General features: G+C 63.8%; 21 protein-coding genes. 8 read left to right on the top strand and 13 right to left on the bottom strand.

Annotated elements, in window-relative coordinates:
- The first annotated feature begins 15 nt into the window (after positions 1–15).
- From ACVDHE_RS15115 to ACVDHE_RS15105, 3 genes are all read left to right on the top strand, one after another.
- Complete coding sequence (locus ACVDHE_RS15115; RefSeq protein ID WP_458885035.1) at positions 16–1,200, top strand: DUF2812 domain-containing protein; 1,185 nt, start codon at positions 16–18, stop codon at positions 1,198–1,200.
- Entirely contained in the window at positions 1,197–2,399 is a 1,203-nt protein-coding gene (locus ACVDHE_RS15110) for a DUF2812 domain-containing protein (RefSeq protein WP_458885034.1), read from the top strand. The genes ACVDHE_RS15115 and ACVDHE_RS15110 overlap by 4 nt, the downstream gene beginning before the upstream one ends.
- A gap of 63 nt (positions 2,400–2,462) precedes the next feature.
- Positions 2,463–2,666 (top strand): DUF6774 domain-containing protein, encoded by a 204-nt coding sequence (locus ACVDHE_RS15105; protein ID WP_458885033.1) that lies wholly within the window; start codon positions 2,463–2,465, stop codon positions 2,664–2,666.
- A 77-nt stretch (positions 2,667–2,743) separates the two neighbouring features.
- Here the strand turns inward: ACVDHE_RS15105 and ACVDHE_RS15100 are convergent, their stop codons facing one another.
- The 3 genes from ACVDHE_RS15100 to ACVDHE_RS15090 form a co-directional block, all read right to left on the bottom strand.
- The gene (locus ACVDHE_RS15100; RefSeq protein ID WP_458885032.1) at positions 2,744–3,961 is read right to left on the bottom strand and encodes an NADP-dependent isocitrate dehydrogenase; all 1,218 of its coding nucleotides are present in this window, start codon (positions 3,959–3,961) and stop codon (positions 2,744–2,746) included.
- Position 3,962: 1 nt separating this feature from the next.
- The gene (locus ACVDHE_RS15095) at positions 3,963–6,203 is read right to left on the bottom strand and encodes a hydratase (RefSeq protein WP_458885031.1); all 2,241 of its coding nucleotides are present in this window, start codon (positions 6,201–6,203) and stop codon (positions 3,963–3,965) included.
- Between the two features lie 237 nt (positions 6,204–6,440).
- Positions 6,441–7,823: a sodium-dependent transporter gene (locus ACVDHE_RS15090; RefSeq protein WP_458885030.1), complete on the bottom strand. Its 1,383-nt coding sequence runs from the start codon at positions 7,821–7,823 to the stop codon at positions 6,441–6,443.
- 178 nt (positions 7,824–8,001) lie between these two features.
- Between ACVDHE_RS15090 and ACVDHE_RS15085 the strand changes: the two genes are divergently transcribed.
- The gene (locus ACVDHE_RS15085) at positions 8,002–8,535 is read left to right on the top strand and encodes a cysteine hydrolase family protein (RefSeq protein ID WP_458885029.1); all 534 of its coding nucleotides are present in this window, start codon (positions 8,002–8,004) and stop codon (positions 8,533–8,535) included.
- A 27-nt stretch (positions 8,536–8,562) separates the two neighbouring features.
- On the opposite strand, the gene ACVDHE_RS15080 is transcribed toward ACVDHE_RS15085, so the two are convergent.
- Positions 8,563–8,820, bottom strand: a complete 258-nt coding sequence (locus ACVDHE_RS15080; protein WP_418725074.1) for a helix-turn-helix domain-containing protein — start codon at positions 8,818–8,820, stop codon at positions 8,563–8,565.
- A 92-nt stretch (positions 8,821–8,912) separates the two neighbouring features.
- Here ACVDHE_RS15080 and ACVDHE_RS15075 point away from each other — a divergent pair, with 92 nt between their 5' ends.
- The gene (locus ACVDHE_RS15075) at positions 8,913–9,158 is read left to right on the top strand and encodes a hypothetical protein (RefSeq protein WP_458885028.1); all 246 of its coding nucleotides are present in this window, start codon (positions 8,913–8,915) and stop codon (positions 9,156–9,158) included.
- Positions 9,159–10,061: 903 nt separating this feature from the next.
- On the opposite strand, the gene ade is transcribed toward ACVDHE_RS15075, so the two are convergent.
- Complete coding sequence (gene ade, locus ACVDHE_RS15070) at positions 10,062–11,786, bottom strand: adenine deaminase (RefSeq protein ID WP_458885027.1); 1,725 nt, start codon at positions 11,784–11,786, stop codon at positions 10,062–10,064.
- A gap of 229 nt (positions 11,787–12,015) precedes the next feature.
- Between ade and ACVDHE_RS15065 the strand changes: the two genes are divergently transcribed.
- Positions 12,016–12,183, top strand: a complete 168-nt coding sequence (locus tag ACVDHE_RS15065; protein WP_458885026.1) for a hypothetical protein — start codon at positions 12,016–12,018, stop codon at positions 12,181–12,183.
- A 47-nt stretch (positions 12,184–12,230) separates the two neighbouring features.
- Here the strand turns inward: ACVDHE_RS15065 and ACVDHE_RS15060 are convergent, their stop codons facing one another.
- The 8 genes from ACVDHE_RS15060 to serC form a co-directional block, all read right to left on the bottom strand.
- Positions 12,231–13,784, bottom strand: a complete 1,554-nt coding sequence (locus ACVDHE_RS15060) for a hypothetical protein (protein ID WP_458885025.1) — start codon at positions 13,782–13,784, stop codon at positions 12,231–12,233.
- Complete coding sequence (locus tag ACVDHE_RS15055) at positions 13,781–14,344, bottom strand: RNA polymerase sigma factor (protein ID WP_249539303.1); 564 nt, start codon at positions 14,342–14,344, stop codon at positions 13,781–13,783. The genes ACVDHE_RS15060 and ACVDHE_RS15055 overlap by 4 nt, the downstream gene beginning before the upstream one ends.
- Before the next feature lie 140 nt (positions 14,345–14,484).
- Entirely contained in the window at positions 14,485–15,987 is a 1,503-nt protein-coding gene (locus tag ACVDHE_RS15050; RefSeq protein ID WP_458885024.1) for a glycine betaine ABC transporter substrate-binding protein, read from the bottom strand.
- Positions 15,984–16,640: an ABC transporter permease gene (locus tag ACVDHE_RS15045; protein WP_249539302.1), complete on the bottom strand. Its 657-nt coding sequence runs from the start codon at positions 16,638–16,640 to the stop codon at positions 15,984–15,986. Before ACVDHE_RS15045 ends, ACVDHE_RS15050 begins: the two co-directional genes overlap by 4 nt.
- The gene (locus tag ACVDHE_RS15040; RefSeq protein ID WP_213038766.1) at positions 16,637–17,749 is read right to left on the bottom strand and encodes a betaine/proline/choline family ABC transporter ATP-binding protein; all 1,113 of its coding nucleotides are present in this window, start codon (positions 17,747–17,749) and stop codon (positions 16,637–16,639) included. Before ACVDHE_RS15040 ends, ACVDHE_RS15045 begins: the two co-directional genes overlap by 4 nt.
- Positions 17,750–17,758: 9 nt before the next feature.
- A complete protein-coding gene (locus ACVDHE_RS15035) occupies positions 17,759–18,394 on the bottom strand; it encodes a TrkA C-terminal domain-containing protein (protein ID WP_213038765.1) in 636 nt (211 codons plus the stop codon).
- A gap of 249 nt (positions 18,395–18,643) precedes the next feature.
- Complete coding sequence (locus ACVDHE_RS15030) at positions 18,644–19,558, bottom strand: NAD(P)-dependent oxidoreductase (protein ID WP_418725033.1); 915 nt, start codon at positions 19,556–19,558, stop codon at positions 18,644–18,646.
- Positions 19,559–20,104: 546 nt separating this feature from the next.
- Positions 20,105–21,193, bottom strand: coding sequence for a 3-phosphoserine/phosphohydroxythreonine transaminase (gene serC / locus ACVDHE_RS15025; RefSeq protein WP_458885023.1), 1,089 nt, complete (start codon positions 21,191–21,193; stop codon positions 20,105–20,107).
- A 312-nt stretch (positions 21,194–21,505) separates the two neighbouring features.
- Here serC and ACVDHE_RS15020 point away from each other — a divergent pair, with 312 nt between their 5' ends.
- A complete protein-coding gene (locus ACVDHE_RS15020; RefSeq protein WP_325224824.1) occupies positions 21,506–22,360 on the top strand; it encodes a hypothetical protein in 855 nt (284 codons plus the stop codon).
- A gap of 13 nt (positions 22,361–22,373) precedes the next feature.
- Positions 22,374–23,675, top strand: a complete 1,302-nt coding sequence (locus ACVDHE_RS15015; protein ID WP_458885022.1) for a chloride channel protein — start codon at positions 22,374–22,376, stop codon at positions 23,673–23,675.
- Positions 23,676–23,686 lie beyond the last annotated feature (11 nt).

The raw sequence follows: 23,686 nt of genomic DNA, 5'->3' as shown, positions 1-23,686 counted from the left end.
AAGGGAGGGGCCACCGTGAAGCGAACGATTTTCGACTGGCTGCCGTTTTTGAAGCGTTGGAAAGAGAACTTCTGGGACGCTCTGGCCCCTGCCATGGGCTTTGACACCCCTGCCGTCCAGGCGTGGCTGGAGGACCGGGCGGCCCAGGGGCTGTTCCTGGACCGGTACGGATGGCTGTGCGATTTCACGCCGGGGGAGCCGAAGGCGGTCCGCTACCGGCTGGAGCCCCTGGCCCGGCGGGAGAAGGCCCCGGACCGGCACCGGCGGGAGCTGTTTGCGGACCTGGGCTGGCAGTACGTCTGCACCGTGAGAAAAAGCTGGCACATCTGGCGCTGTGACGACCCGTCGGCCTCGGAGCTGTTCACGGACCCGGAGACCGAGGGCGACGCCTACCGCTATCTGCTGCGGCGGGAGCGCAGGAACATGCGGTGGCTGTGGGCCGCTGCCGCTGCCATCCTGGCCCTGGTGGTTTGGGACTTCTGCTCCGGCCCGCACCTGCTGAGAGCTGCGGACCACTGGTCCACCTGGTGGATCACCGTTGTAGAGTGGCTGAACGTTGCCGCCCTGATCCCAGTGGGCATCTATGCCGAGCGGGTATTCCGCCGGTATATCCGGGCGCTGAAGCTGGGCCTGCCCCAGCCCCACCGGGGGCCCTACCGCCGGGCCCGGGCCATGTCCATGGTGCTGGTGGTGTTCTGGTCGGTGTTGATTTTGACACGTGTGGCCTCCATCCTCCAGCCCTCCTCCCATCCCCTGGAGCCGGTGGAGACCTTCGACCGGCCGGTGCCCTGCGTGACGTTGTCGGAACTGGGAGACGCGCCGGCCAACCGGACGCCGGAGGCCCTGCGGATCCAGAACTTTACCGCCCGGGAATCCTGGTGGGTCAGCGAAGGGGGGAGCAGAGGCAGCGACCCCGTCTTTGTCCTGGCCAAGTACTACCGGATGTGGCTGCCCTTCCAGGCGGAGCGGATGGCGAAGGCCTGGGTGGAGGAATCGGCGACGTGGAAGGGGGAACTGGAGGCGCTTTTTCTCCCGGACCTGGATGGGGCCTGGCGGTTCCGTTTCGATGACGGCACGCAGCTGCTGCTGGTCCGCCGGGGGGCGCAGCTGATGGAATACCAGTACGACGGGGAACTGGACCTCGGCGGAAAGCTGGAGGTGTTTGCCGCCGCCCTGGAGCGGTTTGAGGAGACTGTATGACAGAGGAGCGCTTCGTGAAAGACGCGGAATACAAGGAGCTGCGGCCCGCCAACGTCTACGACGTGGCCGCCAACGAGTCCTGGCTGGAGGATATGGCAAAACAGGGCTACCGCCTCAAAGGCATGACCGGCTGGAGCGGTATCTTTGAAAAGACGGATCCCTTTGCCTGCCGGTATCGGATGCAGCCTCTGGCGAAAAAGGAGAAGCGCCCGCCGGAAGAAACGGTAGAGGGATACCGGGAGCTGGACTGGGAGTACGCCGGGACCATCCCAGGAGCCTTCCACGTCTGGCGATGCGAGGACCCGGATGCCCCGGAACTGGACACGGACCCGGTGGTCCAGGGAATGGGGTACAGATACCTGAAGCGGAGGATGCTGCGGGACAGTGTGCTGTGCGGCCTGCTGGCCGCGGCGGTATTTGCTCTGTGGGCGCTGATTCCGGCGGCGTTCGAATCCCCGGTGCTGGACATGGTAGAGACGTACGCCCCGGGGCGGCTGCTTGCGGGCACGGCGGCGTCGGTGCTGCTTCTGGTGCTGCTGTTTTGCCAGGTCCGCAGTATGCGCCGCCTGCTGCGCTCCCTGAATGCCGGCATCCCCTTGGATCGTCCCCGGCCCTACCGGCGGCAGAAGTGGCTGGCCCGGGGGCTGATGGCGGCGCTGATCTGCATGTATGCCGTGTCGATCCTGGGCGGCCTCCGGAACAACAGCGGCGGCAGCCTGGCTGGCGGCTGGCATGCTTATGATGCCCACGGCGTGCCCGCGCCGGAGGTGGTGTATGTGGACCCCCGGGTTCTGGAAGAGACGGTGGGGGATCCCCTCTATATGGATGTGAGGACCAAGGTCCACGAACTGGCGCCCCGCATTTTCTGGGCCACGGAGGCCGTGGCTCTGCCGGACGGCGGTCAGGCTGTGGCAGGGACCGCCTGCTACCGCCTTTTGACAGCGGGACTTGCCCGGCGGCTGGCGGAAGAGCTGACTGCCTTGGCCCCGGCGGCTGTCTCCCCTCCCCGGGAGGCATCTTCCGATGGTACATCAACGCCGGTGGAGACGGAGGAACTGGACGGCTTCTGGTGGTGGCTGTCGGATGAAAACACCCAGTGCGCCGTGGCCCGGCTGGGGCGGCAGGTGCTGTTCGTCCGGTACCGGGGCGCCGCCGACCTGCGCGGGGAGGCCGCGTATCTGGCCTCCCTGCTGACCTGAGAAAACAGGGTGAAAGAACCGCCTCTCCGCCTCATAGAATAGAGGCGGAGAGGGGGGAGCGCCATGGACGCCTTTGAGCAGAGCGCCGGTGCGTATGCCGCCGCTGCGGCCATCGCCAAGTGTGCCCGGAGCCGGGAGGAACTGGTGCGCCTGGCCCTGCTGTTTACCCAGCTGGGGACCACGCTCTCCGCCATTGCCGCCCTCCAGGCCCTGGACGCGGGCACCGCCGCCGGGGACACCCAGGCGGCGGACCTGAGTGCCCTGTGACTTGGCAGGCCGCGTTTATGCGCATGAAAAAACAGCCCGCGCATCCATTGGATGCGCGGGCTGTTTGATCGATACGGTCACGCCAGCTTTTCCGCCAGTCTCCCGGCGATGGCGTTCAAAAATTCCTTGCTGGTGACGGCGGTGGCGGCAAAGCCCGGCTCCACCAGGCCCACCAGGTCCTTTGTCATGACCCCGGCGTTGAGGGTGTCGTAGCAGGCCTCTTCCAGCTTCTCGCCGAAGCGTACCAGCTCCGGCAGACCGTCCAGCTCACCCCGGCGCTTGAGGGCGCCGGACCAGGCGAAGATGGTGGCCATGGGGTTGGTGGAGGTCTCCTCACCCTTGAGGTACTTGTAGTAGTGGCGGGTGACGGTGCCGTGGGCCGCCTCGAACTCCATGGTCCCGTCGGGCGCCACCAGCACGGAGGTCATCATGGCAAGAGAGCCAAAGGCGGTGGACACCATGTCGCTCATGACGTCGCCGTCGTAGTTCTTGCAGGCCCAGATGTAGCCGCCCTCGCTGCGGATGACCCGGGCCACGGCGTCGTCGATGAGGGTGTAGAAGTAGGTGAGGCCCAGCTTCTCGAATTCCGCCTTGTAGCGGGCCTCGTACTCCTCCTCGAAGATCTTCTTGAACTCCCCGTCGTAGACCTTGGCGATGGTGTCCTTGGTGGAAAACCACAGGTCCTGCCGGGTGTCGATGGCGTACTGGAAGCAGGCTTGGGCGAAGGAGCGGATGGACTTGTCCTTGTTGTGGGCGCCCTGCCACACGGCGGGGCCGTCCACCTTCTGGACGGACACGGTGTGCTCCGCTCCGGAGGCGCCCCGGAAGGTCATGACGCACTCGCCCGGCTCGTCGGTGCGGAAGTCCACGCTCTTGTACACGTCGCCGTAGGCGTGACGGGCGATGGTGATGGGGCGCTTCCAGTTCTTCACCACCGGCTGGATGGCGTCGATGAGGATGGGAGCGCGGAACACGGTGCCGTCCAGGATGGAGCGGATGGTGCCGTTGGGGCTCTTCCACATCTCGGTGAGCTCCGGATACTCCTCCATGCGCTGCCGGTTGGGTGTAATGGTCGCGCACTTGACAGCCACACCCAGGCGGCGGGTGGCGTTGGCGGCGTCCACAGTGACCTGATCCTTCGTCTCATTGCGGTGCAGGAGGCCCAGGTCATAGTACTCGGTCTTGAGGCCCACGAAGGGCTCGATCAGCGTCTCCTTGATCCAGCCCCAGAGGATGCGGGTCATCTCGTCCCCGTCCATCTCCACGATGGGGGTGGTCATTTTGATTTTTTCCATCTCAATCAGCCCTCTTTGCGTAGTAATTCATCAAACACCCGTCCAGGATGATCTCCTTCTCATCCTCCGTCAGACCCTTCACGTGGAGCGTCAGGTCCGCCACGGACCCGTCGGCGCGGATGACCTTGGCGGGGATGTCCTCCTGCCCGGCGGCGATGGCCGCCCGGATGCCGGGGACGAACACGCAGTCGCCCGCCTCATAGGGGAATTCCGCGCCCTGGTCCAGGGTGAAGGGCAGGATGCCCCAGTTGATGCAGTTGGAGCGGTAGCGCTTGGTGGCAAACTCATAGCAGATGTTGGCAAAGCCGCCCAGCACCTTCTGGCAGCTGGTCGCCTGCTCCCGGGCGGAGCCGTCGCCGGGCTTGTTGGCGAATACGCAGGAGCCGAACTGGGTATTGCTCAGCAGGGCCGCGCCGTCGCCTACCTTGTCCAGAATGGCTTTCAGCACCTCCGGGGCCCTGCCGGCCAGGCGCTCCGCCTCCAGGGCGGCGGCCGCCTTGGCCCGGCCCACGTAGGCGGGCTCCCGGCGGGAGAGAGTGAACTCCGCCAGCCGCAGGGGGTTGGAGCGGTAGCTGCTGGTCTCGCCGGAGGGGATCAGCTCGTCGGTGGTGGTCACCGGGTCCCGCAGCACCGCCGCCAGCTCCACCAGCAGGTTCTCGGACAGGGGCTGCATCTTCGGCCAGTCGGTGATGTTGGGGCCCATGACCAGCTCCACGCTGGGGTCGGCCTTGCCGAAGCCGTAGTAGAGGCGCTTGTCGTAGACCTCCTTGGCGAAGCGGTAGGGATGGCGGACCGTCTCATAGTCGATGTCGGTGGCGGCGGTGATCTTGCCGCCGCTCCGGGCCGTGGCCGCGATGGACCGGGCGTCCATCAGGCAGACCCCGGCGAACTGCCCCTCGGCGGGCTTGGAGCCCTCCCGGTTGGGGAAGTTGCGGGTGGTGTGCCGCAGGGACAGGCCGTTGTTGGCGGGCACGTCTCCCGCACCGAAGCAGGGTCCGCAGAAGCTGGGCTTGATGACGGCCCCGGTTTCCAGCAGGTCCGCCGTGGCCCCCATCCGGGTCAGCTCCAGGCTGACGGGCACGCTGGTGGGGTACACGTCCAGGGTGAAGGCGCCGTTGCCGGTGGAGCCGCCCCGGAGGATGTCCGCCGCCTCGGCGATATTGTCAAAGAGACCACCGGCGCAGCCGGCGATGACACCCTGGTCGGCCCAGACGCCGCCATCGTGGATCTTGCAGCAAAGCTGGGGATCGGCCTTGGGGTAGCGCTTGCGGGCGTCCGCCTCCACTGCCGCCAGAATGTCGGCGGCGTTGGCCTGGAACTCGTGGATGGTCCAGGCGTTGGAGGGGTGGAAGGGCAGGGCGATCATGGGCTCCACGGCGGAGAGGTCGATCTCGATGTACCGGTCGTAGTACGCGCCGTCCTGGGGGGCCAGGGGCTTGTAGTCCTCCGGCCGCTGATGGATCTTGTAGAAGTCCTCGGTCTCGCCGTCGGTGATCCAGATGGAGGAAAGGCACGTGGTCTCCGTGGTCATCACGTCGATGCCGTTGCGGAAGTCGATGGGGAGGCTTGCAACGCCCGGACCGGCGAACTCCAGCACCCGGTTGTTGACGAAGCCGCTTTCAAAGGTGGCCTTCACCAGGGCGATGGCCACGTCGTGAGGGCCCACGCCCCGCTTCGGCGCGCCGGTGAGCCACACCAGCACCACCTCCGGGTAGGGCAGGTCCCAGGTATTTTTCAGCAGCTGCTTGGCAAGCTCCGGGCCGCCCTCGCCCACGGCCATGGTGCCCAGGGCGCCGTACCGGGTGTGGGAGTCGGAGCCCAGGATCATCCTGCCGCAGCCGGCCATCTGCTCCCTTGCATAGGAGTGGATGACGGACTGGTTGGCCGGGACGTAGATGCCGCCGTATTTTTTCGCGGCGGAGAGGCCGAACACATGGTCGTCCTCGTTGATGGTGCCGCCCACGGCGCAGAGGCTGTTGTGGCAGTTGGTCAGGGCGTAGGGCACCGGGAACTCCTTCATGCCGGAGGCCCGGGCCTGCTGGATGATGCCCACATAGGTGATGTCGTGGGAGATCAGGGCGTCGAATTTGATCTGGAGATGCGCTGGGTCGCCGGAGACGCTGTGGCCCTGGAGGATGGACCAGGCCATGGTCCGCCGGCGGCCCTGGTCGGGGGTGACGCCGGCACTGCTTTGAAGAGCGCCGCCTGACAGGAACACGCCGTTGTCATGCAAAGTGATCATGGGAGAGACCTCCTGTGTCCTGCGGAAGAACCGCGTTGTTTCCGTATCAATATAGCACAAAGCCGCCCGGTTGAAAAGAGCCGTTTTGCAGGAAAAGGCGTGCCGTCCTGCAAAAATGACGAACCGATCAGAAAAAAGAGCGGTCAGCCGGTAGGCTGACCGCTCTGGGGCGAATGGATCTGACACGCAGGAGTTGAAACGGCGCGCCTCGAAAGCCGCCGGAAGCATCGTGCCTCCTCAGCCTGCAGGCTTGACGATGATCAGGCCCTGAATCAAAATTACCAGGATGATCACCGGCAGGATGAACTGGAAGTAGGGCTTGAAGGCCCGGGACATCTTCAGCCCGGTACCGGTGTTGACCTCGGCCAGGTACTTGTCGAAGCCCCAGCCCCACTTGCTGACGCAGAACAGCAGATATACCAGAGAGCCCAGGGGCAGCAGCAGGTTGCTGACGATGAAGTCCTCCACGTCCAGGATCTGGCCGCCGCTGGTGGCGTTGGGCAGTACCACGGAGAAGTACCAGGAGCTGTAACCCAGGATGCAGGGCATGCTGGCGATCAGGATGAACACGCAGCAGACGATGGTGGCCTTCTTCCGGGACCAGCGGAAGCTGTCGATGCAGGTGGCCATGATGTTCTCAAACACCGCCAGCACCGTGGTAAAGCTGGCAAAGGTCATGAACAGGAAGAACAGCGCGCCCCAGATCCGGCCGCCGGCCATGTTGACGAACACCCGGGGCAGGGTCATGAAAATCAGGGCGGGGCCGCTGTTGGCCTCCACGCCGAAGCTGAAGCAGGCGGGGAAGATGATCATGCCGGACATGAAGGCCACGAAGGTGTCCAGGCAGCAGATGCGGACCGCCTCTCCGGTGAGGGAGTGCTCCTTGGACATGTAGCTGCCGAAGATTTCCATGGCGGCGATGCCCAGGCTCAGGGTGAAGAAGGACTGGTTCATGGCGCCGGTGATGACCTTGCTGAGGCCGGCCTCAGAAGCCCGCTGGAAGTCCGGCAGCAGGTAGAACTTTACACCCTCCGCGGCGCCGTCCAGGGTCAGGCTGTGGACCGCCAGCACCACGATCAGAGCCAGCAGCGCCAGCATCATCCACTTGCTGATCCGCTCCAGGCCCTTCTGGAGGCCGAACGAGCAGACCAAAAAGCCCGCCAGCACGATGATGACCATAAAGACCGTCATCTCACCGGGGTTGGCCAGCATGGCGGAGAACACGCCGTCGATGGCGTCGTTGGGCATTCCCTCAAAGGCGCCGGTGGTGAACTTGTAGAAATAGTCCAGCATCCAGCCGGCCACGGTGGTGTAGTACATCATCAGCAGGCAGCAGCCGATCAGGCAGAACCAGCCGTGGATGTGCCACTTGCTGCCCTTGGGTTCCAGAGCCTTGTAGGCGTCAATGGCGCTCTTGCGGCTGGCCCGGCCCACTGCCAGCTCCATGGTCAGTACGGGCACGCCCATGATGACCAGAAACAGCAGATAGAACAGCACGAACACGCCGCCGCCGTAAATGCCGGTCACATAGGGGAATTTCCACACGTTGCCGATGCCGATGGCGCAGCCCGCGCTCACCAGCAGGAATCCCAGACGGGATTGGAAGTTTTCACGCTTCATTGAATTGTATCTCCCTCTCTCATTTCACAGACCGAAGGCAGAGCCTTCGGACAATACCCAATATGGTAGCTGACTGCTGTGGAAAAGTCAACCACTCCGGCAAAAAAAGGGGAACAGACTGGAAAGAGGAATGAAAGACTGATATAATGGAGAAAATTCACAAACCGGGAGGCACGGTATGGATATTTTGATCGTAGTGGATATGCAGAACGACTTTGTCTCCGGTGCCCTGGGGACCCAGGAGGCCTTTGACATCGTGCCGTATGTGGTTGGCAGGGTGGCGGAGGGCGCTGCCCGGGGGGAGGAGATTCTCTTCACCCGGGATACCCACAGTCCCGATTATATGGACACCCAGGAGGGGAGACATTTGCCGGTGCCCCACTGCATCCGGGGCAGCGAGGGCTGGGAGATCATCCCCCAATTACAGCCGGACACCGTGGGCCGCACCGTCATCGACAAGCCCACCTTCGGCAGCCGGGCCCTGGGGGAGGAAATGGCCCGGCTGAACGAGCGGGAGCCGGTGGGGAAGATCACCCTCATCGGCGTGTGCACGGACATCTGCGTGCTCTCCAACGCCCTGCTGGCCAAGGCGTTTTTGCCGGAGGCGGAGGTCGTGGTGGAGGCGGCCTGCTGCGCCGGTGTCACGCCGGAGGCCCACCGCACGGCCCTGGAGGCCATGAAGCCCTGCCAGATCACCGTAAAAGAGGAATGAAAAAAGCCGCCCGTTCGGGCGGCTTTTTCATTCAGTTTGGCTGTAAAAATCGGCCAGCAGGTCCCTTTCCGAGACGTTCAGCACCCGGCAGAGACAGGCCAGCTCATAGTCCTTGACGAACCGCTCATTGCGTTCGATCTTGCTGATGAGACGTTGGTTGATATCCACGCCCAGCAGCTGCATCTGAGCCGCCAGGGCCTCCTGAGAGAGTCCCTGGGCCTTGCGCAGTTGGCGCAGGCGGTCAGCGATCAGATTGGAATTTTCATTGAAATAGGACTTGTTCATGTTTTACTCCGTCTCGAAGTATTTTCTTGACTGTAACATGAGTATTGTCCTATAATTAGTTCGTCTTATTCTAAAAAAGAGGGGAGATCTGTATGGAGCAGGAATTGCAGATGCTGGCCAAGCTGCTGATCGAGCGGGGGGCGGCGGTGCGCATCGACTGCGGGGGCGTGGATCTGAACGCGCTGATGGAGAGCCGGTACCGGCAGGCCCTGGCGGAGATCCGGGCGGTGCTGGACGACGGGACCCTGGACGACCCGGCGTGCTTCCGGCGGATCGAACAGATCGTGGAGATTTTCGAGGACCTGGGCCCGGGCGGCGGCAGCCGCCACGATTTTTGAGGCCGCCAAAAAAGGCTTCCCCCTGGGGGAAGCTGGCACGCAGCGCGCCTGATGAGGGCTTGGGGCGGAGATCCTGCGGGGGCTGCGCCCAGCTGTCGGAATGTGGCTCTGCCGCAGGGATCCGCCCCTCATTTTCTTTTCGCCTTGCCGAAAAGACTGCGCACGCAGGCGCGTGTCGGAGGCCAACCGCCGCTGGCGGCAGCTCTTAGGCCGGAGACAAACGGGCCGCGGCCGGTCCAAAAGAAAAGGCGCTGGGACGAACAGGCGGGACGCCTGTTCGTGGGTGCGAGAGTTGTGCGAATCGGTGTGACGGGACCGCCGACACCCACCGCACCGATTCGCACGACCTCTGTCATACGAAAGGGCGGCCCATGTGGGCTACCCTTTCGTCAAAGCGATTTTCTCTTCCACCGGCCGCGGCGCAGAAGGTGAATTGCCCCAAAGGGGCTAGAGAAGCCCCTCTGGAGGGTTCTCTTTTGTCAAGTCAAAAGAGAATGGGGGCGGATTCTCCGGGAGTCTCCCGGTGTTCATCCCGACCCGGTCATGGGCCGGTTCCCCTTTCGGCTTTGTTCTCCCAGCAGGAGGTACCCTCCGCAACCACTGCGCTTCGTTGCCGAGCGGCGGGCCCGGTTTTGCGCCGAGGCGGGTAACGAGCTGATGTGCCCTCGGGCCGTTTCTTCTCGGAGAGGGCCGTTCTCCGTGAGCACCCGTCTGCGTTGCCGAGCGGCAGGCCCGGTTTTGCGCCGGGGCAGGTAACGAGCTGATGTGCCCTCGGGCCGTTTCTTCCCGGAGAGGGCCGTTCCCCGTGAGCACCCACCTGCGTTGCCGAGCGGCAGGCCCGGTCTTGCGCCGGGACGGGTAACGAGCTGAAATTCTTTTGATTCATTTCTTTTAAGAAAAGAATTACACGTAGCTTTGGGTGGTGACGTCAAAGACGCCGCGGGTGGTGATGCGCAGGGAGGGGATCACCGGCAGGGCCATGAAGCTGAGGGTCATGAAGGGGTCGATGCCGGGGTTGACGCCCAGGGCGTGGGCGGCGGCCTTGGCAGCCTCCAGCTTTTCGTTGACCGTCACCAGAGGCTCGTCACTCATGATGCCGGCGATGGACAGAGGCACCTCCGCCTTGGGGGCGCCATTGTCCCAGACCACGATGCCGCCGTTCAGTTCCACCACCCGGTTGACAGCGGCGGCCATATCGGCCTCGCTGGTGCCCACCACGATGATGTTGTGAGAGTCATGGGAGACAGAGGTGGCCACGGCGCCGGACTTAAGGCCGTAGCCCTGGATGAAGCCGATGCCGATGTGGTGGGTGTTCTTGTGGCGCTCCACTACAGCGATCTTCAGCACGTCGTACTCCACGTCGATACGGTCGGAGTATCCGGCATCCACGGTGGTGATCTCGCCGTCTACCATGCCGATGATGCCCCGGGGCCGCCGCTCGGTGAAGTCCTCCGCCGTCAGCGTTTCCACATGGAAGGTGTTGTGGGAGCGCTCCACCAGATAGGGCTCGATGGGCGGGACGGGGAAGTCCTTCACCACGCCGTTTTCCACCAGCAGCTCGCCCTTCTTAAAGACCTTTTCGATGTGGAAGTCCTGGAAGTTATCGATGATGACGAAATCGCCCAGATAGCCGGGGGCGATGGCGCCGCGGTTATTGAGAAGGAAGTACCGAGCGGCATTGTGGCAGGCCACCTTCACGGCGGTGATAGGGTCTGCACCCAGGGCGATGGCCCTTTTCACCATGTAGTCGATATGGCCCTTTTCCAGCAGGTCGCTGGGGTGCTTGTCGTCCGAGCAGAACATACACCGTTCGGAGTACTTGTCGCACAGCAGGGGCATCAGCGCATCCAGGTTCTGGGCGGCGGTGCCCTCCCGGATCATGATGAACTGGCCCCGCTCCAGCTTGGCAATGGCGTCATTCAGATCGTGGCACTCGTGGTCAGAGTAGACGCCGGCGGCGATGTAGGCGTTGAGGTCGTTGCCCACCAGGTCCGGGGCGTGGCCGTCGATCTTCTTGTGGTGGGCCTGGGCCGCGACGATCTTCTCCACCGGCTGGTCGTCTCCGGCAATGATGCCCACGAAGTTCATCATCTCCGCCAGACCCTGGACCCGGGGATGATCGTAGAAGGAGTCGAGGCTCCGGTAGTCCAGAATGGCGCCGGACTCGTCCAGCGGCGTGGCCGGGACGCAGGAGGGCAGCATGAACCGCACGTCCACCGGCAGGTCTTCCGTGGCCTGGAGCATGTACTCGATGCCGTCGGTGCCCATGACGTTGGCGATCTCATGGGGGTCCGTCACCACGGTGGTGGTGCCGTGAGGCAGCACCGCCTTGACGAACTCCTTGGGACTGACAAGGGCGCTCTCCAGGTGGATGTGGGCGTCCAGAAATCCCGGCAGAACGATCTTGCCGGTGCAGTCCACTTCCACCTCGCCGCTGTATTGGCCCATGCCTACAATGAGCCCTTCCGCCACGGCGATGTCGGCGGTGCACAGCTGGTTAGCGAACACGTTGACGTAAGTGGCGTTTTTCAGCACCAGATCCGCTTTCTCCCGGCCGGCGGCTGCGTTGATGATACGGCGCTTTTTCAGCAGCTTCCGGTTGATCTTGCCCGCGTAACTCTCAGACATAGAACCACTCCTTCTATTGAATTTTTTTGATATTATTTTACCTTATGTCAGACATAACTTAAAATAATATCATATGTTGTTAGGCAAAGTATACGCCAAAAGCGGCCGTTTGTCCACAGAAAACGGAAGAAAATTTCCGGCGGCCTTGCGGCGGTGCGGAGCGGGTGCTATGATGAGGGAAACGAGGGGCGTCGGAGTGCCGCGGCCCCTGGGAAAGGCGGCGGTCCCTATGAGGAAACTGGCCGGATTTCTGCTGGCGGCGGTGCTGCTGGCGCTGCCGGTCCGGGCGGCGGAGCCCGCCGCACCGGAGAGCAGCCCCGCCGCCTCACTGGCGGCCGTGATTACCTCCGCTGCGGCTCTGGCCCTGGTCGGTTGGCTGCGGAGCCGGAGGCACTGACAAAACACACAGCGCCCGCGGCGTATGCCGCGGGCGCTGCGCTGTGTTCAGCTGTCCAGAGGCCGGACCTCCAGGCCGTATCGGGGCTGGCCCGGATCCAGAAGGGCCGTTCCGCCGCTGTCAAATCCAAAGTCCTCCGCGGTGATCTCCACGCCGTCGGTGTTGACCACGGCGACGGACTGACCGGTGAAGATGAGGCTGGAACCGGCGGTGGTCAGGACCTCAAAGCCCTGGAGGCCCTCCCGGCCCGTGCCGGAGCCGCCGAAGTCATAGCCGGGCCGCTTCCAGAAGGAGGCGGTCACCTCTGCGCTGCCGCCCGCCGGGACGGTGACCGGCACCGCCAGATACACCACCCGGTCCACGGTCAGGGCCTCGCCCAGCAGATCGTCCAGCCGCCCGTCGGCATAGCGGTCCATGGGCGCATCGGACAGAGGGCCGTATACCGTCAGCAGCTCCGCCGCCGCTTTGACATACGGCTCCAGCATGGCGCCGGCCGCGATCTCCCGTTCCTCCAGTTCCTTCCGGCACAGCGCCCCAAGGGCCTCGCCCAGGGTGGTCTCCCGCCGGACCACGGTGCAGTTCGCTCCGGTGAGGGCCGGGGCGTCCGGACCATAATCGGCCAGCAGAGCATAGTCGATATCCGCCCCCAGCACGATCAGGGTGGGGCTGCCCCAGCGGTCCGGGTCGATCCGCTGCCCGTGCTGCCGCCAGGTGCCGCCGTCGTCCCAGTTGGAGGCGCTGAAATCATAGCTAAGAATGGTGGTGGCCGCCGGGTCGAAGGTGCAGGAGACCACCAGCTCCGGCCGCTCCTCCTCTCCGGTGAGGGTCACGTCGGAGAAGTCATAGACGGTCACCGGGGTGCCCAGGTCCGGCGCTCCGGACAGGGCGTCGGTCAGGTAGTCCCCGTTGGACACCAGGGCGGCGTAGTCCTCCCAGCTGTTCGGGCCTGCCAGGTTGTGGGTGGAGCCGTTCCGGTCGTTTTCGTCGCCGAAGGCGCCCGCGTAGCCCCCGGCGTACAGAGTGTACGATGCCGCCGCGCCGCTCACGGTCAGCTGCGGCGCCGATTCGGACAGGCCCGCGAGGCTGCCGGTGACCGGGTACAGGGCCGTGACGGTCACATCGTCCGCCGTGGGGTTGGTCAGCACATAGCGGTCCGTCACTCCGGCGCCCCACTGGCTGCTGGCGCCGTCGGCGTGGGTGCCCGGAGCGAAGTCAAGGGTGAGGGTCCGCTCCGCCGTCAGGCCCGTATCGGGCTCCAGGGTGGTCAGGGGCAGCACCGGTCCGGCATAGGAGAAAAATCTTCCGCCGGGGGCCTGGGGAAGGGAGCCGCCGTCCGACCCGTCGCTTCCCGTGGCGGCACTTTCCTGCTCCTCGGCGGTGCCGGCGGTATCTTCGGTAGTGGCGGTGTCTGAGCCGCCCATGCCCAGGAAGCGCACGGACCAGAACAGCGCGCCGCAGACCAGGACGCAGCAGGCGGCAACGGCCGCGTACCGGCGCCAGACGGCCCGCTGCTGTCTGCGGGCGGCGGAGGGATCCATGGCCTCGTCGATCAGCGCCGGGTCCACCAGACCCAGGATGGAGAAGAGATGTTCCGCTCTCATATGGCCACGCCCTCCTTTTCCAGACAGGTCCGCAGGGCGCTGCGGGTGCGGAACAGGGCGGACTTCACCTTGCCGGTTCCGCAGTCCAGCGCGGCGGCGATCTCCTCAATGGACTCGCCATACCAGTACCGCCGCAGAAATGCCCGGCGGTTGAAGGCAGACTGCTGCCGGAGAAAGCGGCTGATGAGGTCCGCGATCTCCTGGTCCTCCAGGTGCCGCTGGGCCCGGTCGGCGTCGGGCAGGCACACGTCCAGCTCCCCCAGCAGCAGGGAGAAGTCGTCTCCGCCCCGGCGCTGCGCCCGATCCCGTTTCCAGCGGTCCAGGCTCAGGTTCCGGGTGATCCGCCCCAGCCACGCCCGGAAGGCCCCGGGCCGGGCCGGGGGAATGGCGTTCCAGGTTCGAAGGTAGGTGTCGTTGACGCACTCCTCCGCGTCGCCGTGGCTGCGCAGAATGTTCCAGGCCACGGTCCGCAAAAAGGCGCCGTATTTTCCCGCGGTCTCGCCGATGGCCCGCTGGTCCCGGACCCAGTACAGGTCGATGATCTCGCTGTCCTCCATCATGGACGCGCCCCCTCTCCGGTGAATGGGCGGCGGATGGCCGCCTCTTTGCTGAACAAGACGGCAAAACCGCCGCCGTGGTTTCGCGGATAAAAAAGTTTCCGGGGAAAAACCGTTTCCCCGGAAACCATGGTATCAGATTTTCACGCGCTCAGCAACCCAAGGCTGACCAGGAACTCCCGGGCCACCTCGTCCACGGTGCGGCCCAGAACGTCCACCTGGTACGTCAGCTCCGCCATCTGGTCGGTGGAGATCTGTCCGCTCAGCTGTTCCAGGATGTCCTCCAGCTCCGGATGTTCTTCCAGAATGTCGCCCCGGACCACGAACACGCCGAAGTAGTCGGGGAAGAAGCTCTTGTCGTCCTCCAGGACCTTGAGCCCCACCTTGCGGTTGAGGCCGTCGGTGGTGTAGACCACGGCCACGTCGAAGGTGCCGTTTTCAATGGCGGCGTACTTGAGGCCCATGTCCACGGGCCGGTAGTCCTTGAACTGCAGTCCGTAGAACTCCACGAAGGGATTGAACTTCATGCTGCCCTCCAGGGTGAAGAACTCCTGTTCGGCGCCGAAGGTCAGCTGATCTGCAATGGGGATGAGGTCGCTGATGGTCGCGAGGCCGTACTCCTCCGCCAGGGTCTCGGGCACGCCGATGGCGTAGGTGTTCTCAAAGCCCAGCTTGCCCAGCACATGGAGGTCATAGTCCGCCAGGGCCTTTTCCTTCACGTAGTCGTAGATGGTCATGCCCTCCGGCACGTCGGGGGTGTCCTGGTGGAAGAAGGTGGTCAGGAGCGTCCCGTCGTAGGAGATCATCAGGTCGCAGGTGTGGCCGTCGTCCTTCAGGGCGTTCCAGTTGTTCACCTGGGACATCTGGTCCTGGATGGTGACGGTCAGGTCGGTCTGGTCCTCCACCAGCATCTTCACCATGTGGTGCATCAGCTGGGTCTCGGAGTAGTCGCCGTCGTAGAGCATGATGTCGCCGGTGGAGCCGCGGCCGTAGGGCAGCAGCAGGCAGAAGGCCAGCAGGATGGCCGCCACGGGGATCCACATAATCTTGGACCCGCCCCGGGATTTGCGCATCTGTCCTTCGAACCAGCTCATGATCAGATCCAGCACCACGGCGATCACCATGAGCACACCGGTGGCCAGGGCGATCATGCCCATGTCGGAGATGCGGATGGCCTGGGTGATGACGCCGCCCAGGCCGCCGCCGCCCACGAAGGCCGCGAACACGGCGGTGCCGATGGCGTTGACCACGGCGATGCGGATGCCGGTGAACACGGTGGGGAAGGCCAGGGGGAACTCCACCATCAAAATGCGGTAGGCCTTGCTCATGCCCATGCCCCGGGCCGCCTCCTTGACGCCCGGATCCACCTCCTGGAGCCCAAGACAGGTGTTCTGGACGATGGGCAGCAGGGAATAGAGGGTGATGCCGATGATGACGGTGGCCTTGCCGGGGTCCAGCACCACCATGATGATGCCAAGTAGAGCCAGGGAGGGGATGGTCTGGAGCAGGTCCACGATCCGCAGTATCACGGGCCGGATCCGGCGGGACACATAGGCCCAGATGCCCAAGGGCAGACCCACGGCGATGGACAGCAGGCTGGCAGCCAGCACGATGAACAGGTGCTCAAAAATGACGTCCCAGCTCATTTGCCCGCCCCCTTCCGCAGCCCTCTGGGGGTGACCTTCTTCTGGAGCAGGTCGATGACCGCGCCGAAGAGGATGGCCAGGATGGCCGCCGGGATGGCGCCCAGCAGGATGAGGGTGTTGTTATTGGAGGAGGTGCCCTGGTAGACGAAGTCGCCCAGGCCGCCCAGGCTGATCATGGAGGCCAGCACCGCCCAGGAGACGGTGTAGATAGCGGCCATGCGCACGCCGGCCACGATCACCGGCATGGCCAGGGGCAGCTCCACCCGCACCAGGGTCTGGAAGCGGGACATGCCGCAGCCCTTGGCCGCCTCGATGTACTTTCCCTCCACCTCCAGGATGCCGGTGTAGGTGTTTTTCAGGATCGGGAACATGGCGTACACGCTGAGGGCCACGATGACCGTTGGGTAGATGTTGCCCCACCAGATGAAGAGGACGCCGATGAACACCAGGCCGGGGATGGTCTGGAAGATGGACAGCACCGGGATGATGAAGCCGGACAGCCACCGGGGGATCCGGGACAGCAGGATCCCCAGCACCAGTCCCACCGCAAAGCCGATGACCACGGATACCAGCACATAGGCCGTGTGCTGGCAGATGGCCGTGCCCAGCTTGGCGCCGTAGTCGTGGAAGAGGGTCTGCAGTGTTCCCATCATTTGGCATCCCCCCACAGGTTCTCCGCCACAGAGCGGGCCACGCTGGTCTTGGTGACGATGCCGGCGATGGTGTCGTCGGCGTTGAGGACCACCACGTAGCTGGCGCCGGAGTCCAGCAGGTAGTCGAAGGACTCCTTGGCCTCGTCGCCCACCCGGGCGGTGCGGGCGGTCTGGCGGATCAGGGGCTCGATGTTGTTGAGTTCCCGGCCCCAGTGGCGGATGTCGCCGATGGACACGGTGCCCAGATACCGCTTGTTCTCGTCGGTGACCAGCAGGGTATCCACGCTGCTGCGGGCCATGCGCTCTGCGCACTCCAGCACGCCCCGGTCCTTCTTCACGCTCAGCACGTTGGTGCGCATGAAGCTCTCCACCTTGGAGGGGGCGGGGCTCTCGGAGGAGTGCTTGCCCAGGAAGTTGCGGACCAGGTCGTTGGCCGGGTGCTCCAGCATCTCCTCCGGAGAGGCCATCTGGACCACCTGGCCCTGGTCCATGAAGATGATGATGTCTGCCAGCTTCAGCGCCTCGCCCATGTCGTGGCTGACAAAGACGATGGTTTTGCCCAGCTTCTGCTGGATGCTCTTCACCTCGTCCTGAAGGACCTCGCGGGTCATGGGGTCCAGGGCGGAGAAGGGCTCATCCATCAGCACGATGGGGGGAGAGGCCGCCAGGGCCCGCAGCACGCCGATGCGCTGCTGCTGGCCGCCGGAGAGCTCGGAAGGGTACTTGTTGGCGGACTGCTCCATGCCCACCATCTTCAAAAGGTCCTGAACGATCTCGTCGCACTTGGCCTTGTCGTATTTCAGCAGCTTCGGCACCACGCAGATGTTCTGGGCCACGGTCATGTTGGGGAACAGGCCGATCTGCTGGATCACGTAGCCGATGTGGCGGCGCAGCGTCACCTTGTCCTGGCCGTGGATGTCCTGGCCGTCGATGAGGATGGTGCCGCTGTCCGGCTCGATCAGGCGGTTGATGGTCTTGAGGGTGGTGGTCTTTCCGCAGCCGGAGGGACCGATCAGAATGACGAACTGCCCGTCGGGGATGGTGAAGGTCAGGTCCTTCAAAATGGGTGTTTTCCCATAGCTTTTGTTTACGTGCTCAAATTGGATCATGGCGTTTCTTCACTCCTTTACTTGCGCCTGCACCAGGCGGTGCGCCGCCTCCGCGGCGGCGGGACTTCCCACCAGGACGATCACGTCGCCGCCGTACAGCTCCGCGTAGGGTCCGGGGGAGAGGATCACGGTCTGGCCCCGGCGGATGGCCACGATGGTGCCGCCGGTGGACTGCCAGAATTTCAATGCGCCGATGCTCTTGCCGGTCAGGGGAGACCCCTGGGGCACCGGTACCTCGTAGTTGGGGAGCGGTTCCCCGGCGGCGGAGAAGGTGTCCTGGCTCTTGACCAGGGCGGCGGCGGTCTCGCCCATGCGGCGGTTGACCTCCGCGGACTGAGCGATCAGCTCCCGCAGCTGCATCCGCAGGGCGTGGATGTCGGCATCCTCCGCGAAGTTGGCAATGTAGCGGCGGGCGCTGTCGGCGGAGAGGACCACCGCTCCGCTCTGGGGCCGCACCTCTACCACCTTCATGTCCGCCAGCAGCCGCAGTGCCCGGCGGATGGTCTCCGGGGAGACGTTGTACTCCGAGGCCATGACCGACCGGCCGTAGATGCGGCTGCCCTCCGCCAGCTCGCCTCTGGCGATGCGCCCGGCCAGGTCCAGCGCGATCTGGAGGTACTGGGCCGGAACGACAGATTGTTTCATAGAGGGTATCACCTTCTTCTCCGGTTTGTATGAACGTATTTAATTATACACTGACAACTTTGGATTGTAAATAGGTATGTCAGTTAAATTTTCGTAAATCACAAACTTTGTATATGCCGCAAAGAGAAAAAGATCCGGTTTTTGATGAAAACCGCAAGAAAATGTGGAAGCTGAGCGTCGGGAGAGGTTGCCCTCTGACAACAAAAGACCGCCCCGGACTTTCGTCCGGGGCGGTTCGGGAGTTCGGCGTTATGCCTCGAAGTGCTCGATGATATCCACCAGCTCTGCGCCGATGCGTTTTTGCGCCTCCTTGGTGCCCGCGCCGATATGGGGCGTGCAGGAGACGGCCGGATGCTGTGCCAGGCCCCAGTTGGGGTCCTTCTCGCTCATCCATACGTCCAGGCCCGCGGCCTTGACCTTGCCGCTGTTCAGCGCGTCCAGCAGGGCAGCCTCGTCCACGTTGGCGCCCCGGGAGACGTTGACGATCACCACGCCGTCCTTCATCTTGGCCAGGGATTCCGCGTCCACGATAGGCTTGCCGCTGCCCGGGGCACAGAGGACGATCACATCGGACTGGGCAAAGACCTCATCGGGGGAGACAAAGTGCATGGTGTCGCACTCGCAGCCCTCCGGCTTATGCCGGTTGACATAAGACAGGACGTTCATGCCCAGAGCCTGGGCCTTCTGGCCCACCAGACTGCCGATGCGGCCGTAGCCTACGACGCCCATGGTCTTGCCCGAGAGCTCAAAGCCCTTGGAGTAGGCCTTTTTCTCCCACTTGTTCTCCCGCATGGTGTGACCGGCGATGGAGATGTTGCGGGCGCAGGAGAACAGCAGCGCCAGGGCCAGCTCCGCCACCGCGTTGGAGGAAGCGCGGGGGGTATTGCGGACCTGGATGCCCGCCGCCTCGGCGTAGGGCACGGCGATGTTGTCCACGCCGACGCCGGCGCGGATGATGAGCTTCAGGCGGCCGCCCTTGGCGGCGTCGATCTGGGGTTCCTTGATTTTGGTGGCGCTGCGGATGATGACCGCGTCAAAGTCCCGCAGGGCGGTGCCAAGAGAGTCCGGTTCGTAGAACTGCTCCACGACCTCATATCCGTCCCTGCGCAGCTGCTCCATGGCGCCGGCATCCATTCCGTCTGTGACCAAAACTCGCATTGCCATATGTGTTCATGCCCCTTTCTTGTATGTCCGGCACACCCCAGGGGTGCCATCGTCGCGGCCGGAGGACGGGAGTCCAGACGCCCATTGGGGGACAGGCGTATCCGGCGAAATCGGAAGGGGGAGGGGAAAACGAAGCTTTCCCCGGTTCTTCTGCCGGTGGGAAAGAAGAACGCGAAGTCATTTTCGGCAGGGCGTGTACCTGCCGAAAATACCCCGACCTGTGCGCCGGGGGGCGCACTCACCAGTGACGGGTGTCACTGGTGGGGGGGATCTAAAGGGGGGACGCAGTCCCCACTTTAAAGCGCAGCTTAGCAGGGCGTGTACCTGCCGAAAATACCCCGACCTGTGCGCCCGTGGGGCGCACTCACCAGTGACCGGCGTCACCGGCGGGGGGATCTAAAGGGGGGACGCAGTCCCCACTTTAAAGCGCAGCTTAGCAGGGCGTGTACCTGCCGGAAATACCCCGACCTGTGCGCCCGTGGGGCGCACTCACCAGTGACCGGCGTCACCGGCGGGGGGATCTAAAGGGAGGACGCAGTCCCCTCTTTATGCGTGTTCTGCCTCGTACTTCTTCAGGAATTCCACCAGGGCCTCCACGCCCTCCTTGGGCATGGCGTTGTAGATGGACGCCCGCAGGCCGCCCACGCTCTTGTGGCCCTTGAGGTTGTCGAAGCCCGCGGCCTTGGTGGCGGCCACCACGTCGGCGTCCTGCTCCTTGGACGGAGACACGAAGGGCACGTTCATCAAAGAGCGGTCCTCCTTCACCACGGCGCCGGTGAAGAACTTGCTCTGGTCCAGGAAGTCGTACAGAACCGCGGCCTTTTCTTCGTTGCGCTTGTTCATGGCCTCCAGGCCGCCGTTATCCAGCAGGTACTTGAATACCTTGCCGCAGCAGTAAATGGCCCAGCAGTTGGGGGTGTTGTACAGGGAGTCGGCATCGGCGTGGGTCTTATAGTTGAGGTAGGTGGGAACGAACTTGGGCAGGTCGTCCCGCAGCAGGTCCTCGCGGATGATGACCACGGCCATGCCAGCGGGGCCCACGTTCTTCTGCACGCCGGCCCAGATCAGGCCGTACTTGCTCACATCGCAGGGACGGGAGAGGAACATGGAGGACTGGTCCGCCACCAGAATCTTGCCCTTGGTGTTGGGCAGGTGATAGTAGGTGGTGCCGTTGATGGTCTCGTTCTCGCAGATGTAGACGTAATCCGCATTGTCAGGAATGTCCAGATCGGAGCAGTCGGGGATGTAGGAGAAGTTCTTGTCGGCGGAGGAGGCCACGATCTTCACCTCGCCGTACTTCTGAGCCTCCTTGATGGCCTTCTTGGACCAGGCGCCGGTCTCCACATAGCAGGCCACGCCGTTCTTCATCAGGTTCATGGGCACCATGGCGAACTGGACGGTGCCGCCGCCCTGGACGAAGAGGACCTTGTAGTTGTCGGGGATGTTCATGAGCTTCCGGAGGTCCGCCTCGGCCTCCTCGATGATCTGCTGGAACACCTTGGACCGGTGGCTCATCTCCATGACGCACATGCCGCTGCCGCGATAGTTCATCATCTCGGCGGCGATCTCCTCCAGCACCGGCTCCGGCATCATGGCGGGACCGGCGGAGAAATTGTAGGTTCTGCCGTACTTCATATCTGTTTCCTCCAAACAATCGTTGATTTTTCGGCACTCTCTTGGCAAAAATGCCTGTTCAGCTTCAGTATAACACAGAATTCAAAATAATCAACAAAAAAGAAGTGGACCTTTTTCGGAAAGCCCGTCCCAGTCTATGCGGGCCGGTGGGGAGACATGACTTGATCCGGAATGTGGCGGACGAGCGCACCACCGGAAATCGGGGCTTTTGACCGGACACCGTTGCAAAAACATGCCGTGTGCGGTATAATCTAAACGTGTATATGTGTGGGCCGGCAGGCCCGTAGTTTAGGAAAGAACGAGGAAAACGCCATGAGACCGGATGGAACCCGGATGAAGGGTCTTTCGCCTATCGTACAGGCACTGCCCTATATCATGCCCCGCCGTTTTGACGCCCAGAATTGGGCCAGTGACACTGTGGACGAGGACCTCATCAAGTCCTACATCCGCCGCAAGCGGCGGGAGGGGATGTCTGTGACCCATATGAGCGTGCTGGTGGCGGCCTACTATAAGGCGGCGCTGGAGAACCCCAAGGTCAACTGCTTCGTCATGAACCGGAAGATCTACAAGCGCAACCACTTCTGCTTCAGCTTCGTGATCCTCAAGACCCGGGCCGACGGCACGCCGGACGAGACCACCCTGAAGATCTTCCTGGAGCCGGAGGATACGGTGTTCACCATCAGCCGCAAGATCAAGGAGCACATCGACCGCAACAGCGTGGTAACCCATAACAATAGTACGGACAAATTTGCAAACTTCGCCTTTGCCGTGCCGGGCCTGGCCCGGTTCGTGTTCTGGCTGGCATACCACCTGGATCTCCACGGGCTGCTGCCCCGGAAGATCATCGACCTGAGCCCCTTCCACACCAGCCTGTTCATCACCAACCTGGCCTCCATCAACACCAGCTACATCTTCCACCACTGCTACGAGTTCGGCACCACCAGCGTGTTCGTGTGCATGGGCAAGCCGGTGCCGGATCCCATGGCGGCCCCGGGCAGCCGGAAAAAGCAGATGCCCTTGGGCGTGGTCATGGACGAGCGGATCGCCACGGGTATCGAGTACTCACGGTTCTTCGCGGCCTTCAGCCGCTATCTGAAGGACCCGGAGTCCCTGGAGACCCGGCTGGACGGCCGGGGGGAAGAGCCGCTGCTGGCGGCCCGGGCCTGAGGCGGAGGGCGCTATGCTGGAAGGATACTGGAAACGGCTGCTGGCCCTGCTGGCCCACATCGGACTGTACGCGCGGGCGCTTGCAAAGTGGCTGCTGCTGGCCGCCGTCACCGGCTGCTGCTGCGGCGTGGTGGGGGCCCTGTTCCACATCGGTGTACATGAGGCCACTGCGCTGCGGGAGGATCATCCCTGGCTGCTCTGGTGCCTGCCCCTGGCGGGCCTTGCGATCGTGGGCCTGTACAAGCTGACAAAGACCGAGGGCCAGGGCACCAATGACATCATCGACGCCGTCCACCATGGAAAGGGCCTGCGGATCTGGCTGCTGCCCGCCATCTTCTTCAGCACGGTGCTGACCCACCTGTGCGGCGGTTCCGCCGGACGGGAGGGTGCCGCGCTGCAGATGGGCGGCACCATCGGTTATTACACCGGCCATCTGTTCGGCCTGGACGACCGGGATATGCGCACCGCTACCATGACCGGCATGGCGGCCTTCTTTGCCGCCCTGTTCGGCACACCTCTGACCGCCACCATCTTCGCCATCGTGGTCATCAGCATCGGCGTCATGTACCACGCCGCGCTGATCCCCTGTCTGACGGCTTCGCTGGTGGCCTACTGGATCTCCGTGGAGATGGGGGTGGAGCCCACCCGCTTTGCGGTGCAGGCGCCGGAGCTGGCGGGCGGCACGCTGCTGCGGGTGGCGGTGCTGGGCGCCGGATGCGCCCTGGTGTCGGTGATCTTCTGCGGCGCCGTCCACGGGGCGGAGCGTCAGCTCAAGCGGCGGATACCGAACCCCTGGCTGCGGGCGGTGGCCGGCGGCTGCGCCATCGTTGCCCTGACCTATCTCTGCGGCACCACCGACTACAACGGCGCCGGCATGGAGGTCATCACCGCCGCTGTGGAGCAGGGGAGCGCCCATCCTGTGGCTTTTTTGCTGAAGATCCTGTTCACGGCCATCACCCTGGGCGCCGGCTTCAAGGGCGGCGAGGTGGTGCCCTCCTTCTTCGTGGGGGCTACCTTTGGCTGTGTGGCTGGGCCTCTGCTGGGCCTGTCGGCGGAGTTTGCCGCCGCGGTGGGACTGGTGGCGGTGTTCTGCGCGGCGGTCAACTGCCCCATGGCCTCCATCTTTTTGTCGGTGGAGCTGTTCGGAGACGGCGGCCTTTTGTACTTTGCCCTGGCCTGCGGCGTCAGCTACATGCTCTCCGGCTACAACGGCCTCTACTCCAGCCAGACCATCCTCTACTCCAAGCTGAAAGCCCGGTATATCAATGTCCAAACCAATGCCCACCACGCAGGCGAGGACAACGAGATCTTATGAGGGTTTCCTGT

It is taken from the genome of Dysosmobacter sp. Phy (assembly GCF_054476235.1).
The sequence above is the reverse complement of the archived record's forward strand: the minus strand, read 5'-3'. Positions and strand labels throughout refer to the sequence as shown.

What these genes read in the sequence shown, in the direction of transcription:
- ACVDHE_RS15035 (WP_213038765.1), bottom strand. Translation starts at nt 18,394, where the DNA reads ATGAAACAATCTGTCGTTCCGGCCCAGTACCTCCAGATCGCGCTGGAC.
- ade (WP_458885027.1), bottom strand. Translation starts at nt 11,786, where the DNA reads ATGTCTGAGAGTTACGCGGGCAAGATCAACCGGAAGCTGCTGAAAAAG.
- ACVDHE_RS15060 (WP_458885025.1), bottom strand. Translation starts at nt 13,784, where the DNA reads ATGAGAGCGGAACATCTCTTCTCCATCCTGGGTCTGGTGGACCCGGCG.
- ACVDHE_RS15105 (WP_458885033.1), top strand. Translation starts at nt 2,463, where the DNA reads ATGGACGCCTTTGAGCAGAGCGCCGGTGCGTATGCCGCCGCTGCGGCC.
- ACVDHE_RS15015 (WP_458885022.1), top strand. Translation starts at nt 22,374, where the DNA reads ATGCTGGAAGGATACTGGAAACGGCTGCTGGCCCTGCTGGCCCACATC.
- ACVDHE_RS15090 (WP_458885030.1), bottom strand. Translation starts at nt 7,823, where the DNA reads ATGAAGCGTGAAAACTTCCAATCCCGTCTGGGATTCCTGCTGGTGAGC.
- ACVDHE_RS15100 (WP_458885032.1), bottom strand. Translation starts at nt 3,961, where the DNA reads ATGGAAAAAATCAAAATGACCACCCCCATCGTGGAGATGGACGGGGAC.
- ACVDHE_RS15065 (WP_458885026.1), top strand. Translation starts at nt 12,016, where the DNA reads ATGAGGAAACTGGCCGGATTTCTGCTGGCGGCGGTGCTGCTGGCGCTG.
- ACVDHE_RS15110 (WP_458885034.1), top strand. Translation starts at nt 1,197, where the DNA reads ATGACAGAGGAGCGCTTCGTGAAAGACGCGGAATACAAGGAGCTGCGG.
- ACVDHE_RS15045 (WP_249539302.1), bottom strand. Translation starts at nt 16,640, where the DNA reads ATGATGGGAACACTGCAGACCCTCTTCCACGACTACGGCGCCAAGCTG.
- ACVDHE_RS15075 (WP_458885028.1), top strand. Translation starts at nt 8,913, where the DNA reads ATGGAGCAGGAATTGCAGATGCTGGCCAAGCTGCTGATCGAGCGGGGG.
- ACVDHE_RS15085 (WP_458885029.1), top strand. Translation starts at nt 8,002, where the DNA reads ATGGATATTTTGATCGTAGTGGATATGCAGAACGACTTTGTCTCCGGT.
- ACVDHE_RS15030 (WP_418725033.1), bottom strand. Translation starts at nt 19,558, where the DNA reads ATGGCAATGCGAGTTTTGGTCACAGACGGAATGGATGCCGGCGCCATG.
- ACVDHE_RS15020 (WP_325224824.1), top strand. Translation starts at nt 21,506, where the DNA reads ATGAGACCGGATGGAACCCGGATGAAGGGTCTTTCGCCTATCGTACAG.
- ACVDHE_RS15050 (WP_458885024.1), bottom strand. Translation starts at nt 15,987, where the DNA reads ATGAGCTGGGACGTCATTTTTGAGCACCTGTTCATCGTGCTGGCTGCC.
- ACVDHE_RS15040 (WP_213038766.1), bottom strand. Translation starts at nt 17,749, where the DNA reads ATGATCCAATTTGAGCACGTAAACAAAAGCTATGGGAAAACACCCATT.
- ACVDHE_RS15095 (WP_458885031.1), bottom strand. Translation starts at nt 6,203, where the DNA reads ATGATCACTTTGCATGACAACGGCGTGTTCCTGTCAGGCGGCGCTCTT.
- ACVDHE_RS15080 (WP_418725074.1), bottom strand. Translation starts at nt 8,820, where the DNA reads ATGAACAAGTCCTATTTCAATGAAAATTCCAATCTGATCGCTGACCGC.
- ACVDHE_RS15055 (WP_249539303.1), bottom strand. Translation starts at nt 14,344, where the DNA reads ATGATGGAGGACAGCGAGATCATCGACCTGTACTGGGTCCGGGACCAG.
- serC (WP_458885023.1), bottom strand. Translation starts at nt 21,193, where the DNA reads ATGAAGTACGGCAGAACCTACAATTTCTCCGCCGGTCCCGCCATGATG.